Here is a 15,591-nt window from a genome sequence, read left to right as displayed (position 1 = left end):
CAGGGCCCCCGTCCGGTCGCGGGCAGTGCGCGTTCGGCCGAGCGGGTTCACGGTGGAGAACCAGGCAACGGAGTGGATCATGTCGAAGCGTCTTGAGGGCAGGACTGCCCTGGTGACCGGGGCGACCAGCAACATCGGGCGGGCGATCGCGGAGGCCTTCGCCGCCGAGGGGGCGCACGTCGCCGTCTCCGGCCGCAGCGCCGAGCGGGGCCAGGAGGTCGTCGACGGGATCCGCGCGCGCGGCGGCCGTGCCGCGTTCGTCCGGGCCGACCTGGACGGCAGCGCCGCCGCCTCGCAGGCGCTGGCCCAGGAGGCGACCCGGGTCCTCGGCGGCCGGATCGACGTCCTGGTCAACAACGCCGGCATCTACCCCGGTGACACCACGACGGCCACCGACGAGAAGACCTTCGACCAGGTCTACGCCGTGAACGTGAAGGCCCCGTTCTTCCTGACCGCGGCCGTCGCCCCCGCCATGGCGGAGGCCGGCGGCGGGGCGATCATCAACCTGGGCTCCTGGATCGCACGTCTGGGCATTCCGGTCGGCGCCCTCTACAGCTCCACCAAGGGAGCCATGGAGACGCTGACCCGGGCCTGGGCGGCGGAGTTCGGGCCGCAGGGTGTGCGCGTGAACGCGATCTCCCCGGGTGTGGTCCTGCCGCCCGCACCGGGCGAGGAGCGCCCTTCCGCGATCATGATGAAGGGCACCCCCGCGGGCCGGATGGGCACTCCCGACGAGATCGCGAAGGCCGCCGTGTACCTGGCGGGCGACGAGTCCTCGTTCGTGCACGGCATCGTGCTCGACGTCGACGGCGGCCGCACCACCGCCGCCGTCATCGCCGCCTGACACACCTCACGGACCCGGGACGCGCCCAGGTCACGCCGTCACCACCGGCAGGCGGCAGCGCGGCGACTCACACGCTCCCGCACCGCGCCCTGAACGACGATCGCCCGGGTGCCGCGGACGCCGTCCCGCGAAGACGGCCCCGAGGGCCCTCATGTCCACCCTGGTGAAGGCGGGTTGACCCGGCGACGGGGTCAACCCGCCTTCCGGCACCGGGCTACCCGGTTGCCACTGCCGGGGCGCCCCTCGACCAGCACCTGCGCGGTCCGGAGCCGCTTCACACACGGCCGCGGACCGTACAGGCCTGTGGCGTACGGGAATTGACCCCTCGCCGCCGCATCCGAAAGCCCCCTCGCCCCGGAAGTACGGCACCAGAAGCGACAACGCGCGGGTGAAGATCACGCCGAAAGGTGCCGGGGGCCATGCCGAATCCGCAGCCGGGGCATCACAGCCCCGAGGACGTGTACATCAGTCACGTCGGCAACTGCCGTGTCTGCAAACGGGAGTCGGGCCGCTGCCCACGCGCCGAGCGGCTGTGGCGCGTCTACCAGGAGTGGCGCGCCACCACACGCGGCCGCTCCGGCTGAGCGGCACCCCGACGGCCGCGGGTGCCGACGCGGACCGAACGACGGCGACGCCTGCGGGACTGCCCCGGGGTGCGCGCGGATGGTGGAGGGCAGTGCCGGAACCGGGGGTGCCTCCGGGCGAGGGCCCGGTCATCGCCGGTTCCGTTGCTGGATCCGTTGATCCGGTAGGTGCCTCCGGGCGAGGGCCGGGTCATCACCCGCCCGGAGGCGTAGGGGGAGGGCGGCGCCCGTTCACAGCCCAACGTCGCGGCTGCGGATGTCGTCCAGGGACTCGCGGCGGACGAGCAGACGGGCGTGGCCGCCCCGCACGGCGATCACCGGTGGGCGGCCGACCATGTTGTAGCCCGACGCCATGGACAGGTGGTAGGCGCCCGCGACGGGGACGGCCAGCAGGTCGCCCGGACGTACGTCGGCGGGGAGTTCGACGTCGGTGGCGAGCACGTCGCCGGCCTCGCAGTGCCGGCCCACGACGGTCACCGCGGCCCGCTCCGCCGCACTGTGACGGCCGATCAGTCGGGGCGCGTAGCGCACGCCGTACAGCGCGGGCCGCGGGTTGTCGCTCATGCCCCCGTCGACGGCGACGAAGACGTGGTCGCCGCTCCGCTTGACGGCGAGGACGTGGTAGAGGGCGACCCCCGCCGGTCCCACGACGGCGCGGCCCGGCTCGATCATCAGACGGGGCACGGTGAGCCCGGCGGCCGCACACGCCTCGGTGAGTTCGCTCCGGACCCGGCGCGCCAGAGCCGTGAGGTCCAGCGCCTGTTCACCCGGCCGGTAGGCGATGCCGTGACCGCCGCCGAGGTCCAGTTCGGGCAGGACGAGGCCGTGCTGCTCACGCAGGCGCGCCATCAGCCCCACCATGCGCCGCACAGCGACGAGATACGGCTTGACGCTGCTGATCTGCGATCCCAAGTGGCAGTGCAGACCGGTGAGTTCGAGCTGCGGCTGGTCGAGGATCCGGGCGATGGCGTGCTGGGCGTACCCGTCGGCCATGGACAGACCGAACTTCTGGTCGTCGGTACCGGTCCTGATCTTCTCGTGGCCGCCCGCGCTGATGGCCGGCACCACCCGCACCATGACCTTCTGGTGCCCGCCGGGCCCGACCGCGGCGGCCAGCCGCGCGATCTCGGAGGGGCTGTCGATCACGATGCGCCCGACGCCCAGACGCAGCGCGGATTCCAGGTCGTGCGGGGACTTGGCGTTGCCGTGCAGCACGATCCGCTCGGGCGGGAACCCGGTGGTGACCGCGAGCTCCAGCTCACCGGCGGAGCAGACGTCGAGACCGAGGCCCTCCTCCTCCACCCAGTGCGCCATGCCCCTGCACAGAAAGGCCTTGGCCGCGTAGAGGACGTCGGCGTCGGGGAAGGCGTGCCGGTAGGTACGGCAGCGCTCGCGCACCTCGCTCTCGTCGAGGACGTAGGCCGGGGTGCCGAAGCGGTCGGCGATCTCGGCGAGCGGGACGCCGCCCACGGCCAGGTCCCCCTGGCGCGCCTCGGTGGCCGAGGCGGGCCACACCGACAGGTCGCCGCCGGTGGTGCTGACGGCGGATTCGTGAACAGTGGTCATCGTGCGTTCCCTCTCAACCGATCCACAGCGCCAGTACCGACACGAGTGCGGCGGCGCCGGTCACCCGCAGCACCCCGACGGCCTGCGGATCCCATGTGCTCGTGCGGGTACGGGGTGCGGACGGCTCCCGCGTGGCGGGGGCGGCGTTCCCGAACCGCTCGGGGGTGACCGGCTCGGCCTGGGCCGGAGCCGGTGCGGAGAAGGAGGGATCCACCGTGACCTTGGTGACTCCCAGCGGCTCGGCCAGCGCGCGCAGGGCGGGCTCGGCGAGCCTGATCCACGCCTGCTCGGGGCCGAGTGTCGTGGTCAGTCTGCGCTCCGAGGTGAAGCCGACGGCCGTACGCTCGCCGAGCGGCGTACGGAAGAGCCGGGCGGCACACCCTGCCGACCCCGGCCGGACCGGAACGAACAACGCTCCGGCCGGGAATCGTTCGCAGGGCTCGGGGTCTTCACCGCACGAGAGTTGTTGCATGGGATGCCTCCTGGAGGATCCGGAACGGTTCGGTGAGCGGCTCGACGCCTCGGACACGAGGCGTCGGACCGGCGCTCACTCCGAAAGCTATGCCCGTACCCCGCGGTTCTCCGACACCTCATGACGCGACGCTGACGGTCATCGAGCCGACGCTGACGGGATACTGACGCGGGGGACGACCGGCTCGGGGGAAGGCCGTCAGGAGCGCGACAAAAAGGGGCGTACGGGGTGTCGGAGCGCCCCGGGCCGGGAGTGCAATGGGAAGCGGTCCCCCGCGGACCGCCCGCGGGAGGGACCCGTGGACGCGTGCGAAGAACGGTCGAGTCATGTCTGATTCCGGCGCCCCCGCAGCCGCTCGTGTCGTGGTGGGGGTCAGCGGCTCCCTCGGCAGCCTCACCGCCCTGTGCCGGGCCGCGGACGAGGCCCGGCGGCGGAGCGCCGAGCTGTGGCCCGTCCTGGCCTGGGAACCGCCCGGCGGCGAACTCGCCGCCCGCCGCACGCCGGCCTCGTACGTGCTGCTCGACGAGTGGCAACGGCTGGCGCGGCGGAACCTGCTCACCGCGCTCGACCACGCCTTCGGGCACGCCGGACCCGGGGTGCCGATGCGCGCCCTCGTCGCGCGCGGCACCGCGGGCCGCGCGCTGGTGGAGAGCGCCGACCGCGACAACGACCTCCTCGTCGTCGGCGCCGGCCGGCGGAGCAGCTGGCACCGGCTCTGTTCGTGCTCGGTGAGCCGCTACTGCCTCGCCCACGCCGTCTGCCCGGTCCTCGCGGTGCCGCCGTCCCCACTGGAGGCGGAACTGACCAGCGCGCACCGGCGCAACCTGTGGCGCCTGCGCCTGGACACCCGGCGCCTGGCGGAGACGGCCGAGGAGACCGTACCGCCGGACGCCTGACGGTCGGGGACTCACGGTCGGGGACTGACGGTCGGCGAGCGACACGGCCGTCGCCCCGTCCCCGGCCTCGCCGACCATCACACGTGTGGCGACGGGGACACCTCCCGGGCGTGGGCCGGACCGGGTCCGGCCGGCAGCGGCAGCGGCAGCGGCAGCAACACCCGTACGGTACCGGCCGGTTCGAGGGTGAGCCGGCCGTCCGCCGCGGTGGCCTGCACCCGCAGGCGTTCCGCGACCGGACCCGGCACCGCCAGGCGCACGCCGGTGACCGTGAGGTGCAGCGCTCCCCGTCGACGCCGCGGCCGCACCCGCGCGGGCCCCCGGTCGCCCGCGCAGGGCGCGGCCTCCACCATCCGGTACGCCGTCAGGGTCACCGACGCCGGCAGTCCCGCGGCGGATTCGAGGGTCCCGCGCAGTGTCACCTCGCGGCCCGAGGCACCCTGCGTACGGCACAGCGCGACGAGGTCGGCGCCCGTCGGCTGCGGCGCGAGCCGCCGTTCGGACTCCGGTCCGTGTTCCAGGCCGTGCAGGAGTTCCCGCACGGCGGCCAGCGCAGTGCGGGCCTCCGCGGACACCTCCTCCAGCCGTCCCCGGTGGGCGAGTTCGACGAGCGCCGACGTCCGGTGCAGCACCGCGTCGCGCAGCCGGACGGCCAGCCGGTTCCGCTCGGCGCGGGCCGCGGTCCGCGCCTGCCACACGGAGTGGGAGAGGGCAAAGTCGTCACCGGGTCGTACGGCTGGCCGTGACCTCCGTCCTCACCGCCGCGCTGAGCTTCTTCTCGGCGGGGAGAGGCGGACCGATGACACCGAGGACGACGACCCCACCGACGGCCCCGCGGCCCCGCGGCGGACCGTGGGCGCGGCGGGCGACGTCCCGGCGGGCGGGGCCGGGGCGTGCCAGCCGTACGCGCGCGACGCCCGGCCGGGAATCCCCGGCCGGGCACCTGTGTGGACCGGGCGCGCCTCACCTTCCGGCGGTCGGCCCGGTCCGCTCAGCTGTGGGAGACGGTCAGCCCGTAGAAGGCGACACGCGCGCCCTTCGTGGTGCTGTCGGAGGACGACTGGTTGTACGAGCCCGCCTTGAAGTACTGCTTGTACGGGTCGAAGGACGACGGAATGGAGTAGTGCGTGGTGGTGCCGTTGACCGTCAGGTCGATCGTGTGGCCGCCGGAGACGCCGATCGTGTAGCTCCATGTCTTGCCGATCGACACATGGCCGACCGTGTGGGTCGTCTGGCCTCCGGACGGCGAGTTCTCCGTGCCGAGGACGATGTCCCCGTTCGAGTGGTAGTACAGCTCCAGCAGCGGCTTGGTGGAGCTGCCTCCGGTGCCGAGGTGGATCTGTCCGACGCACACGTTCTGTGTCACCGACACCACGCGCAGGGTCGCGCTCATCCGGTGGGTACCGCTCAGCGACCAGTTCGCCGCGCTGCCGCTGCGGTTCATCTCCCGCAGCTCGGAGCGGGCGTAGTTGGAGTTCGGTGTCGTGACGCCCTTCTCCGGCGCCCAGAACGTCATGGCACCGTCACGGGTGTCGGTGTAGAAGTACGAGTCCTGGAACCCGTTCGCCCCCTGGAGCCGGGAGGACGGGATCGTGGTGGGCGAGCCGGGCGAACCCACCGGCTCCTGGAGCTGCCAGACGGACAGGTCGAAATTGCCGCCGGGTGCCACGGACGGGTCCGCCAGGACTCCGGCGGTGGCGTTGCCGGTGCCGAGCAGGGCGAGAGTGCCGGCCATGCCCGCGGCGGCGGCTATCGCGAGAAGTTTGGAACGGATCATGTGGGGGGTCCTTCGACGATCGGAGCGATGAAGGGGCGGAGCGATGACGCGAGGGAGCGATCGAACTAGGTCTAGTCCAATAGGACGTCCCACTTGAGTAACACGACCCGGCTCGGCCGTCAACGGGCCCTGACACACACGGAGTTCACGCCCCTCCCGCCGACCGGCCGGCCGGTCACCCCCGGATCCCACCGGCCGAACACCAGGGACACCCGAGGGGGTCCGGGGCGAACGCACAGCGGCCCGCCCTCCCCGGGGGAGGACGGGCCGCGGTCGGTTCGTGCGGAGGGCGGACGGCGAACCGCTCGATCGCGACATCGGTCCGCTCCGGCGACGCCGTCGATCTCCTCGGAGGGGTCACGTTCGGCGTGAAGCCGGAGAACCCGGCCCGATCGCAGCGGGCCGGGTTCTCCATGCGGTGCGGATGGCGCGGTGACGCCTTCACTACCAGTCGCGGTGGTGGTCCTCGACGACGCGGAAGCTGCCCACGACGCCGTTCCTGACCTTCACACTCCCGTGGACACGGAAGGGCATGACACCGTTGCTTGTGCTCCACGGACCGACCGTGGCGACGGGCGAACCGTTGTCACAGGTGGCACCGCGGAAGACCTCGACGGTCTTGTGGCTGTCGTTGCGGACGTTGAAGCTACGCGAACCGAGACCGCTCACCACGGTGATGCAGCCCCAGCTCTGGGCGGAGTAGGAGCGCTCGTTGAAGTCGATGCGACCCTCGTAGTGGCCCCGGCCACCGCGGTCGCCGCCGCCTCCTCCTCCTTCGTTACCCTTCGACTGGCCGCTGTCGCCACCCATGGGAGCAACCTGCTTGACGACGGGGGCGGCCTCAGGAGCCGCGGAGGCCGAGGCGTAGGTGACGCCCGTGGCGACGAGGGCCGTAGCAGCCGCGACAGCGGCCGTCACGGCAATGTTGCGCGTGGTCATGTCACTTTCCCCTATCTCTGAGACGTCGGCCGCACCGGCCGACCTGCGAGAGAACGTACCGATAATCCCTTTATCCGGAATATCGGACACGCAGAAGTCCCGTGGCAGACACCCGTTTGGACCACCACACGCCGTTCACCCCCACCGGTCCGCCCAGGTGACACTTCGACAATCAGCGCTGCGGCAGCCGTAGTTGGCGCTTCCCGGCGACCCGGCCGAGAGGGGCGAGTCGAACAAGGCGGAACGTCGACACACACGGAACCCGAGCCGCCGGGTGCGGCCGGTTCCGCGGCGAGCACATGACGGCAACGCCCCCGGCCACCCAGAGGAGCGGCTCCCGCACGCCCGACGGCCACCACGGGCGCCACGGCGCCCGCGCTTCGAGCGCGGACCCAATTCCGCTTACTCGAAACCGAGTTGGCCAAATCCACTCATACCGGCCTCCGAGTCACTCCGCCCCTCACGACGTCCCCGCACCTCAGTCGCCCAATACACCAGCGCAGAGGCGAACGCGATCGGATCGTTGTACGTTTGGTGGTGCTGGTTCAGTTGTGCCGGCCGCGTGACCGCCGTCGACGGCCGAGCCAATCGCGCCCGTGTCCGCGGTCCGGCGTACCGGAAGGGGCTCCGCATGACATCGCAGCAGGCGCCGACCCATGGATCACGGCGAGCGCCGTCCCGCGGCCCGAAGGGCAGGAAGGCCCTGTGGCCCGTCCCGCTGCTGGCACTGTCACTGGCGACCGCGAGCCTGGGTGTGACGTACCCTTCGCACCCTTCGGCCGCGTCGCGATCGCCCGAGGCGGCAGCCGCGAGCTGTGTCGACAAGGTCTACTCGGCGATGACCGGGCCGCAACGCGTCGGCCAGTTGTTCATGGGCAGCATCACCGCCTCCAAACCGGATCAGGCGCGGATCCAGGTCCTGCGGCAGTACCACGTCGGGTCGGTCTTCCTGGCCGGACGCAGCAAGGCCGGCACGAAGGCGACCAAGTCCCTGGTCGACAGCCTGCAGGCGAAGGCCGACACGGTGTCGAAGCATCGTGTGGGCCTGATGGTGTCCACGGACCAGGAGGGCGGCCAGGTACAGGTGCTGTCCGGCCCCGGGTTCTCGACCATACCGAGCGGGCTGGTGCAGGGAAGCTGGTCGACCTCGAAGCTTCGTGCCGAGGCCGCCACATGGGCGAAGCAGCTCAAGGCGGCCGGTGTGAACCTGAACCTCGCGCCCGTCGCCGACGTCGTGCCGCTGAGCCTGGGCAGGAACAACGCGCCGATCGGCCGGTACGACCGCGAGTACGGCCATACGGCCGCGGCGGTGACGCCTCACACCAACGCGTTCGCCGCGGGTTTCGCCCAGTCCAACGTGCTGGCCACGCTGAAGCACTTCCCGGGACTCGGCAACGTGCGCGGCAACACCGACACCACGGCCAACGTGGTGGACACGGTGACCACGACCAAGAGTTCGAGCCTCACGCCGTTCAGCTCGGGGATCAAGGCGGGCGCGCCGTTCGTCATGATCTCCTCGGCCACGTACAGCAAGATCGACTCGAAGCACCGGGCGGCGTTCTCCTCCACGGTGATCCAGGGGCTGTTGCGCAAGACGATGGGCTTCAAGGGCGTGGTCGTCTCGGACGACCTCGGGAACGCGGTGGCGGTGAAGACCGTACCCCCGGCCGACCGGGCCCTGAACTTCCTCTCCGCGGGCGGAGACCTGGTGCTGGCCGGCGAGCCGAACCAGGTCCCGGCCATGACCAAGGCCGTGACGGCGCGGATGGCGCAGAGCTCGGCCTTCCGCACCCAGATGGACCAGAGCGTCCATCGCGTCCTGACCGCCAAGCAGAAGGTGGGCCTGCTGACCTGCGGTTGATCGCCCGATCGGGGTGGCGTCCCCAACTCCCGCCACCGGAGCGACGGATGAGGTCGTAGCCAGGTCGGTTCCCCACCGCTGACGCGGTGGGAACCGACCTGGCCGCGTTCACCCGACCTCTTCCTTCTTCGAGTTCAGTGCCTGCGCGACGGCGTCACGGACGCGCGCGTCCTCGCGCCGCGTGCGCCGGGCCCGGCCGCGGCGCACGAGGAGGAAGGCGCCGACCGCCGCGGTGGCCACCAGCACGACGAGCAGCAGCAGCGACCAGGGGACGGTCCAGGTGTCCGCGGTGGCCAGGACCGGCTTGAGCGACGTGGTGGAACCCGAGGCGTCGGTGAGCAGCGGGACGAGGTTCACGGTCGCCGTCAGCCGGACGCCGGGGGTCACGCCGTGCACGGGCACCTTGACCTTCCAGTGCTCGCCCGGCAGCAGCTCCGGAGGCGCGGGGACGGTGCCCGCGTCCGTCCGCCACCATCCGAAGGGACCCGTGGTGAAGACGGTCTGACGGGCCGACAGAATGGCGTTGCCGGTGTTGTGGATCGTGTACGTGACGGTGGCGTCGCCGGTGCCGAAGGGGTTGGCCGTCCCGGTGTAGTCCACGCTGAGGTCCTCGACGGCGAGACGCGGCTTCAGTTCACCGCTGACCCGGAGCTTGACCCGGATGCCGAGGCGCCGGTCCACGTTGATGCCCTGCGCGTCGTCGGACTGCCGCAGTGAGGTGAGGACGCCGCCCACGTAGTCACCGGGAGAGGCGTTGCCGGGCACGGCGATCTGGAACGGTACTTCGACGGACTTGCCGGGGCGGACCACCACGGTGGCGTGGTCGGCGTGGACCCAGCTGCCGACGGCGACCGACTTCTTGTCCTTGGTGACCAGGTCGAGTTGACCCGTGTCCGTGGTGAACCCGTCGGCGGCGTAGACCGCGAGGGTGAGCGGCGCCTTGCCGTGGTTGGCGACGACCATGGCGTCCTTGATCCGGCCACCGGGGTTGACCCCGTAGCTGAAGCTGGAGCGGTCGTCGCCGTACCCGTTCGCGGCCGTCCTGACCGTCCAGGTGACGTCGCCGTCGGCCGCCGCGGGGACGGCCCGCAGGCCGACGAGTGCGCAGGCCGTGAGCAGGGTCAGGGTGACGACGCGGACGAGTGCCGTGACCGTGGTCGTACGGCGCGATACGGGCGGGTGCATGTCGGGGATCTCCTGGGGAGGGGGGCGGGGCGGACACCGGGAAGGTGCCCACCCCGCCCGGTGGAACGGGTCGGATCAGCTGCTGAGCGCGGTGATCGTGAGGGTGGCGCGGTAGCCACCCTTCTCGACGCTGTCCGGGATCTTCAGATCCAGGTCGGCGCCGAGGCGGGCCTCGCCACGCGGGTGGCCCTGCTCGGCCGAACCGAGCGCACGCGAGAGGGCCAGGCCCTGACCGTGGTCGTCGTAGCCGGAGGCCACCGGGTCACCGGCCTTGGCACCCGCGCCGCCGTCGAGGACGAACGGCGTCCAGCCGAGGTTCGCGCCCGAGAACGTCTTGTCGGCGTCCCGGAAGTCGCCCACGTTGGCCGAGATGGACCAAGGGGCGAGCGAACGGCGGCTGTCGGAGACGAGCAGCGGGTTGATCTTGCCGGTCGCCGTGAAGTGGTCGCCGTCCTGCTCCTTGGCGGTGCCGAGGTCGACCAGGCCGTTGTAACCGTCGATCGTCCAGCCGAACTCGCCCGGGGCCGGGTTGGGCACGTTGACCTGGAGGTCCTGCTTGTCGCCGTGGAACGGGTGCACGGTGACCTTGTCGACCGTCGAGCCGACCGGCTGGTCGGCGGTGGTGTTGCTGCACGACAGGCCGTGCTCGACCTCGGAGTTCGGGGCCGCGCACGTACCGCTGCGCAGGTTCTCGACGACGAGCTTGTCGTTGCGCACCTGGACCTTGACGTAGGAGCGGACGTGCTCCTGGTTCTGGACCGAGTTGTACCAGTAGTTCTTCGGGTTCAGCGGGTCGGCGCCGTTGCCCGCACCGCTGGTGCCGCTGTTGTCCGGAGCGGTGATGTCGTAGTACTTCGAGCCCGAGGAGGAGTTGGCCGTCACATAGAGGACGCCACCGGGGCCGGGGTACACGTCGGCGGCGCCGGGCTGCTCGGCCGGGTCCGCCTTCTCACCGTTCTTGATCAGGTAGCTGCGGGAGTAGCTGTGGTCGTGACCCTGGAGCACCAGGTCGACGCCGAGCTTGGAGAAGGTGGTCGGGAAGTCCGTACGACGGGTCTTGTTGTCGCCGTCCTTGGCGTGGGACGCCGGGGAGTAGATCGAGTGGTGGTAGACGAGCACCTTCCACTTGGCCTCGGAGCCGTGCTTGTTGATGACGTCGGAGACGTAGTTGACGTGCGCCGCGTCGCCGCCGCCCCCGGTGGCCGGGTTGTAGCTGTTGCTGTTGAGGTCGATGAACAGCACATCCTTGTAGATGTACCAGTAGTCACCGCCCGAAGTGTTCGACGCCGGGTTGCCGTTGGAGTAGTACGACCCCGAGCGGTCGGTGTTCGGCGTGGTGAAGTGCTGCTCGTACGCCTTGCCGCCGACGTCGTGGTTGCCGATGGTGGCGGCCCACGGGTACTGGCGCAGCTTGTCGGGAGCGAGGAACGAGTTCCAGTTGGACTCGGTGTTCGCGGTCTCGACCTGGTCGCCGCCGGACACCAGGAGTTCGGCGTTCGGGTTGGCGGCCAGCGAGACGTCCAGGGTGTCCTGCCAGCCGGCCTGGTCCTTGGCGAGGTCGCCGGACGAGCCGATCTGCGGGTCGCCGTAGAACAGGAAGTCGTAGTTGCCTTCGAAGTCCTGCGTCTTGAAGGAGTACGCCGAGGACCAGTTGCCCTCGGTGCCGACCCGGTAGGAGTAGGCGGTGTTCTCCTTGAGGCCGGTGATCGTCGCGTGGCGGTTGAAGCCGCCGCTCGTCGCGATGTTCGCGCTGCCGGTCGCGTCGAAGGTCGCCGCGTCGGCCGGGAAGTCGCCGCCGGCGAGCTGCGCGGTCGGGACCATCTGGACCTTCTGCGCGGTGTCGGCGGAGGTGTACCAGGTGACCGTGCGCTGCGACTCGTTGGCGCCGACGCCCAGGACGATGCCGGTGACCGCGTCGGTGCCGGCGGCCGAGGCCGGGGATGTCGCCAGGCCGGAGCCGAGGGCCACGGTCAGGCCCAGGAACGCCGCGGCGGCCCCCCGGGCCATACGGCGCTGCGTGGGCTCGGAAGCCCGCGCGGAGTGGTTCGATCTCATTGCTGTGTTCCTTCTGTGCACGGGAGATGTGCATGGTGTGGAGATCGTCAAGCTCGCGGCCCAGGGTAAAGAAAAGGTAAATGCGATCTCCGGGTTGACTGAACAGCGCAGGATGTCTGGGCTGGTCTCACACAGCGGACACGCGTTGCACGAACCACAACAGACCCATCGCGGCGACGCCCGCGGAGATCGTCCCGGTGGTCCAGACACCGGTCCTCGGCGCCTGTCGGCGGATCAGGATCAGCAGCGGGAAGACCAGGCCGATGATGGCCAACTGCACTGCCTCGATACCGATGTTGAACACCAGCAGCGACCACAGAAGGGTCCACGACCACGCGTCGTGGATGCCCAGGGCACCCGCGAATCCCAGCCCGTGCACGAGACCGAAGCAGAACACGACGCCCAACCGGGTCCAGCCCGCGCGGTCCAGGCCGAAGTGACCTTCTCCCGCCGCCCCGAGGTCGGCCGCCGCGCCGCCGCGCCGCCACACCCGCCACAGGTACCAGCCCGCGACCACCGCGATGGACAGGGCGATGACCGGCTCCACCACCGCCGGAGGCACGTCCACCACGCCGAGGGCGGCGAGCAGGAACGTCACCGAGTGCGCCAGCGTGAAACTCGTGGCGGCGAGGACGACCTCGCGGGGGCGCCGCGAACCGGCGATCAGCGCCAGCAGGAAGAGGATGTGGTCGATGCCGGTCAACAGGTGCTCCGCGCCCAGGCGGAAGAACTCCCAGAACCGCTCGTACCACGCCTGACCGATCGAGAAGGAGGGGTGCTCCCCGTCGAGCGCCGCGCTCCCCGAACGGCCGCCGACCTCGTAGGTCACGATCGTCTTGGCGTCACGGACGTAGTGCTCCCCGTCCGGGAACAGTGTGCTGCGTACGACGTGGTCGGCACTCTCCGCCGGGCACGACCAGTCGAGCACCAGCCCCGCGTACGGGACGCCCTCATGACGGCCGATCGTGAAGTCACCCGCGCGTGTGGCCCGGCAGGCCGTCCCGCCCGAGGTGACCGAGAACCGGTCCGTCACGTACTTCACGGCCGGGCGCGTGTGAGCGCGCAGGGCCGCGGCCTGCTCGGCGGCGTCTCCCGCGTCGAACGCGGCGGTGCCGGAACGGAACAGCGGATCGTCGTGCTCGGAGTCCGCGGCGGACACGACGAAGAGGTCGTACTCGACGTCCACGGCTGTCCGCAGGCGGCCGCCGTCCCCTTCGGTGACATGGACGTACACGGTCGAGCTGAATCCGTGGGCGACGGCCGGGCCGCCGACGCACAGGAGAGTGATCACCGCTGCGGCAAGGGCGAGGAGGGCGCGGCGGAACAGTCGTGACATGGTGCTCCTTCAGGTTTCCCGTGCACCGTCCATGTCATCGGTGAACTCGCGCCGCCCCGTCGGCGAACCCCACAAGAACAACCGCGCGATCGGGGCTTCCCGGGCCGGAACCCTCGCCCCGGGATAGCAGGATGGGGGCGTTCCGCTCGCCACCACCCGAAGGACGATCACCTTGCGCCCCCCGCTCAGCGCCCTGGCCGCACTGGCCGCGGTCGCCGCGCTGGTCACCGGATGCGGTGCCGGCGACGACTGGTCAGGTCCGCATCCCAGGCCCACCGCCGTAGGTGCCCTGGGTGCCGGATTCGTCGACCCCGCCCGACGGCCCCAGCCCGAGGCGACCACCACGCCACGGCCCGGCTCCTGGAACGGCGTGCACCCGCCGAAGGACTACCGGGTCGTGCTGCTCACTTCCGGTCACGACCGCCCCACCAGGACGCTCGTCACCGCGGTCAAGGCCTGGGCCGGGGCCGAACACGTCTCGCTGCGCACCATCACCGCCTCGGACCCCTCCGCTCTCGTCCCGAGTGTCACCAAGGCCCTCGGCATGCGGCCGGACCTCGTCATCAGCGCGGGCAACGATCTGATCGACCCCCTCGCGATGGTCACCCCGAACCATCTCGCGCAGCAGTTCCTCGTCGTGGGCGCCGAGTTGGCCGAGCCCACCGGGAACGTGACCGCCGTCGACTGGTCGGGCGCGTCCTTCCGGGGCGAGGGCCTCGGCATGTCGTCGACCTACGACGCGCGTACATTCACGGACCGGCGCTGCGCGGCCGCCGTCAGGGCCGGTGTGGCGGCCGTGCTCCACGACCTGACGGGGATCGTGCTCTGGCTCGACCAGGTGTAGCGGTCTCGTCCTGAGTCTGCCCCGGCGGCGCCCGCGCCCGGCCCCACCGACGCCCGGCGGAGCGGGGTACGAGGTGGTCCCACGACCAGGGCCCCCGTTCCCTGAACGGGGGCCCTTACGAGCGGTTCCCCTCTCGGTCGTACGGTCGGTGCGGCCATTGCTTCCGTACGGCGGGGAAGGCCAGGTGCGCCGGTCCGGCGCCGACCGCCGCCTGTCGCGCCTGTCGCGGTGGACGCGGTGCTCGCGCCGCACGTCATCGCCGGTGCAGACTCGCCACCAGCGCTGCCCCGCGGCTCCGGATCCGGTGCGGGGAAGGGATGTCGGGGTTGGGCGTCGAGGGGTTGGGATCGGGCAGTTCCCGAGCTGCCGGGTGCCGGCTCGTCGACGGGTGCGCGAGCGCGGCGGGAGGAATCACCCTGTCCTCCCGGTCCGTCGCCGAGCCGCTCTCCAGGACATACGGCGCCGACGGCAGTTCGGCCTTCCGCGCCGTGCCGGTGATGATCCGTGCCGGTCGGCCGTTCCCCTTGACCCGGGCGACCGTACCCGTCATACGCCCGTTCCCGGCCGGGAGTGCGAGGGCGTCCTTGCGCTCCTGAATGTGCTGGAACCGGCGGAAGATTTCCGCCGCGTGCGAGAAGTCGGCCGTGGACCCCGCATCGAGACGGCTTTTCGCGGCCAGAAGGTCGCCGTAAACGGCGCTGTAGGCACTGCACAGTTTGATGGCTTCGTCAGCGCGATCGCTCAGCCCGCTGGCGTGCGGGGCGACGATCACGAGTGCGGCGAATCCCGACAGCGCGGAGACGACCACCTGGGCGCCGAACTGCGAGGATTCGGCGACCGCGGGCCAGACGAGCAGTCCCGCGGTGAGGCTGAGCCCGGCCGAGGCGAGGGTGTACATCCGAACCCTCCGCACCAACCTGGCGGCTTCCCTCGGCATGCGGCCGGCCCAGTATCCCGCGTCCTCGGCGCTTTCCTCGAGGAGCCGCAGCATCACTTCGTCAGCCGAGTTCTTCGGCTGTCTGAATACCTTGGACAGTAGTTTCATAGCGCTCTCACGATTGATGGACAATGCATCGACAGTGATAGCACCAGATCCCGACCCGGGACTTCGACGCGCATATGGTCTGCTAAACAATCATCCTATGTGGCGATTCCGAGCTGCGAATGAGGGTGTACGCGAGGCCGGCGAAGGCAGGCCGGAGAGTCGTGATGCCCGGGTCCGGGCGTAGCGA

At 71.0% G+C, this 15,591-nt stretch carries 14 protein-coding genes; 5 read left to right on the top strand and 9 right to left on the bottom strand.

The features are described from left to right. Positions 1-79: 79 nt before the first annotated feature. Positions 80-844 carry an SDR family NAD(P)-dependent oxidoreductase gene (locus HEP85_RS34765; protein WP_168531484.1) on the top strand — a complete coding sequence of 255 codons (765 nt, stop codon included), beginning with the start codon at positions 80-82 and terminating at the stop codon, positions 842-844. 419 nt (positions 845-1,263) lie between these two features. Then, positions 1,264-1,428, top strand: coding sequence for a hypothetical protein (locus HEP85_RS34760; RefSeq protein ID WP_168531483.1), 165 nt, complete (start codon positions 1,264-1,266; stop codon positions 1,426-1,428). 231 nt (positions 1,429-1,659) lie between these two features. Here HEP85_RS34760 and lysA read toward each other — a convergent pair whose 3' ends face one another. Together lysA and HEP85_RS34750 are read right to left on the bottom strand one after the other, a co-directional pair. After that, a complete protein-coding gene (gene lysA, locus HEP85_RS34755) occupies positions 1,660-2,994 on the bottom strand; it encodes a diaminopimelate decarboxylase (protein ID WP_168531482.1) in 1,335 nt (444 codons plus the stop codon). Positions 2,995-3,007: 13 nt separating this feature from the next. Further along, complete coding sequence (locus HEP85_RS34750) at positions 3,008-3,466, bottom strand: SAV_915 family protein (protein WP_168531481.1); 459 nt, start codon at positions 3,464-3,466, stop codon at positions 3,008-3,010. 326 nt (positions 3,467-3,792) lie between these two features. Here HEP85_RS34750 and HEP85_RS34745 point away from each other — a divergent pair, with 326 nt between their 5' ends. Further along, on the top strand, positions 3,793-4,362 hold the full coding sequence (locus HEP85_RS34745) for a universal stress protein (protein WP_329292338.1): 570 nt from the start codon (positions 3,793-3,795) through the stop codon (positions 4,360-4,362). Positions 4,363-4,439: 77 nt separating this feature from the next. On the opposite strand, the gene HEP85_RS34740 is transcribed toward HEP85_RS34745, so the two are convergent. The 3 genes from HEP85_RS34740 to HEP85_RS34730 form a co-directional block, all read right to left on the bottom strand. Then, positions 4,440-5,060: a hypothetical protein gene (locus tag HEP85_RS34740; RefSeq protein ID WP_369657972.1), complete on the bottom strand. Its 621-nt coding sequence runs from the start codon at positions 5,058-5,060 to the stop codon at positions 4,440-4,442. 293 nt (positions 5,061-5,353) lie between these two features. Then, on the bottom strand, positions 5,354-6,139 hold the full coding sequence (locus tag HEP85_RS34735) for a polysaccharide lyase family 7 protein (RefSeq protein ID WP_168531478.1): 786 nt from the start codon (positions 6,137-6,139) through the stop codon (positions 5,354-5,356). A 444-nt stretch (positions 6,140-6,583) separates the two neighbouring features. Further along, complete coding sequence (locus HEP85_RS34730; RefSeq protein WP_168531477.1) at positions 6,584-7,078, bottom strand: hypothetical protein; 495 nt, start codon at positions 7,076-7,078, stop codon at positions 6,584-6,586. Between the two features lie 631 nt (positions 7,079-7,709). On the opposite strand from HEP85_RS34730, the gene HEP85_RS34725 reads away from it, so the two are divergent. After that, on the top strand, positions 7,710-8,939 hold the full coding sequence (locus HEP85_RS34725) for a glycoside hydrolase family 3 protein (RefSeq protein WP_168531476.1): 1,230 nt from the start codon (positions 7,710-7,712) through the stop codon (positions 8,937-8,939). Positions 8,940-9,047: 108 nt separating this feature from the next. On the opposite strand, the gene HEP85_RS34720 is transcribed toward HEP85_RS34725, so the two are convergent. The 3 genes from HEP85_RS34720 to HEP85_RS34710 form a co-directional block, all read right to left on the bottom strand. Next, complete coding sequence (locus tag HEP85_RS34720) at positions 9,048-10,124, bottom strand: DUF916 domain-containing protein (RefSeq protein ID WP_168531475.1); 1,077 nt, start codon at positions 10,122-10,124, stop codon at positions 9,048-9,050. Between the two features lie 75 nt (positions 10,125-10,199). Further along, positions 10,200-12,179, bottom strand: coding sequence for a metallophosphoesterase family protein (locus HEP85_RS34715; protein WP_168531474.1), 1,980 nt, complete (start codon positions 12,177-12,179; stop codon positions 10,200-10,202). Positions 12,180-12,306: 127 nt separating this feature from the next. Next, positions 12,307-13,515, bottom strand: coding sequence for a HupE/UreJ family protein (locus tag HEP85_RS34710; RefSeq protein WP_168531473.1), 1,209 nt, complete (start codon positions 13,513-13,515; stop codon positions 12,307-12,309). A gap of 172 nt (positions 13,516-13,687) precedes the next feature. On the opposite strand from HEP85_RS34710, the gene HEP85_RS34705 reads away from it, so the two are divergent. Beyond that, positions 13,688-14,359 (top strand): hypothetical protein, encoded by a 672-nt coding sequence (locus HEP85_RS34705; protein WP_168531472.1) that lies wholly within the window; start codon positions 13,688-13,690, stop codon positions 14,357-14,359. A gap of 253 nt (positions 14,360-14,612) precedes the next feature. Here HEP85_RS34705 and HEP85_RS34700 read toward each other — a convergent pair whose 3' ends face one another. Continuing rightward, entirely contained in the window at positions 14,613-15,257 is a 645-nt protein-coding gene (locus HEP85_RS34700; RefSeq protein WP_168531471.1) for a hypothetical protein, read from the bottom strand. Between the last annotated feature and the right edge of the window lie 334 nt (positions 15,258-15,591).

This window comes from Streptomyces sp. RPA4-2 (assembly GCF_012273515.2).
GTDB lineage: Bacteria > Actinomycetota > Actinomycetes > Streptomycetales > Streptomycetaceae > Streptomyces > Streptomyces kaempferi.
This window is presented reverse-complemented; position numbering and strand designations above follow the sequence as displayed.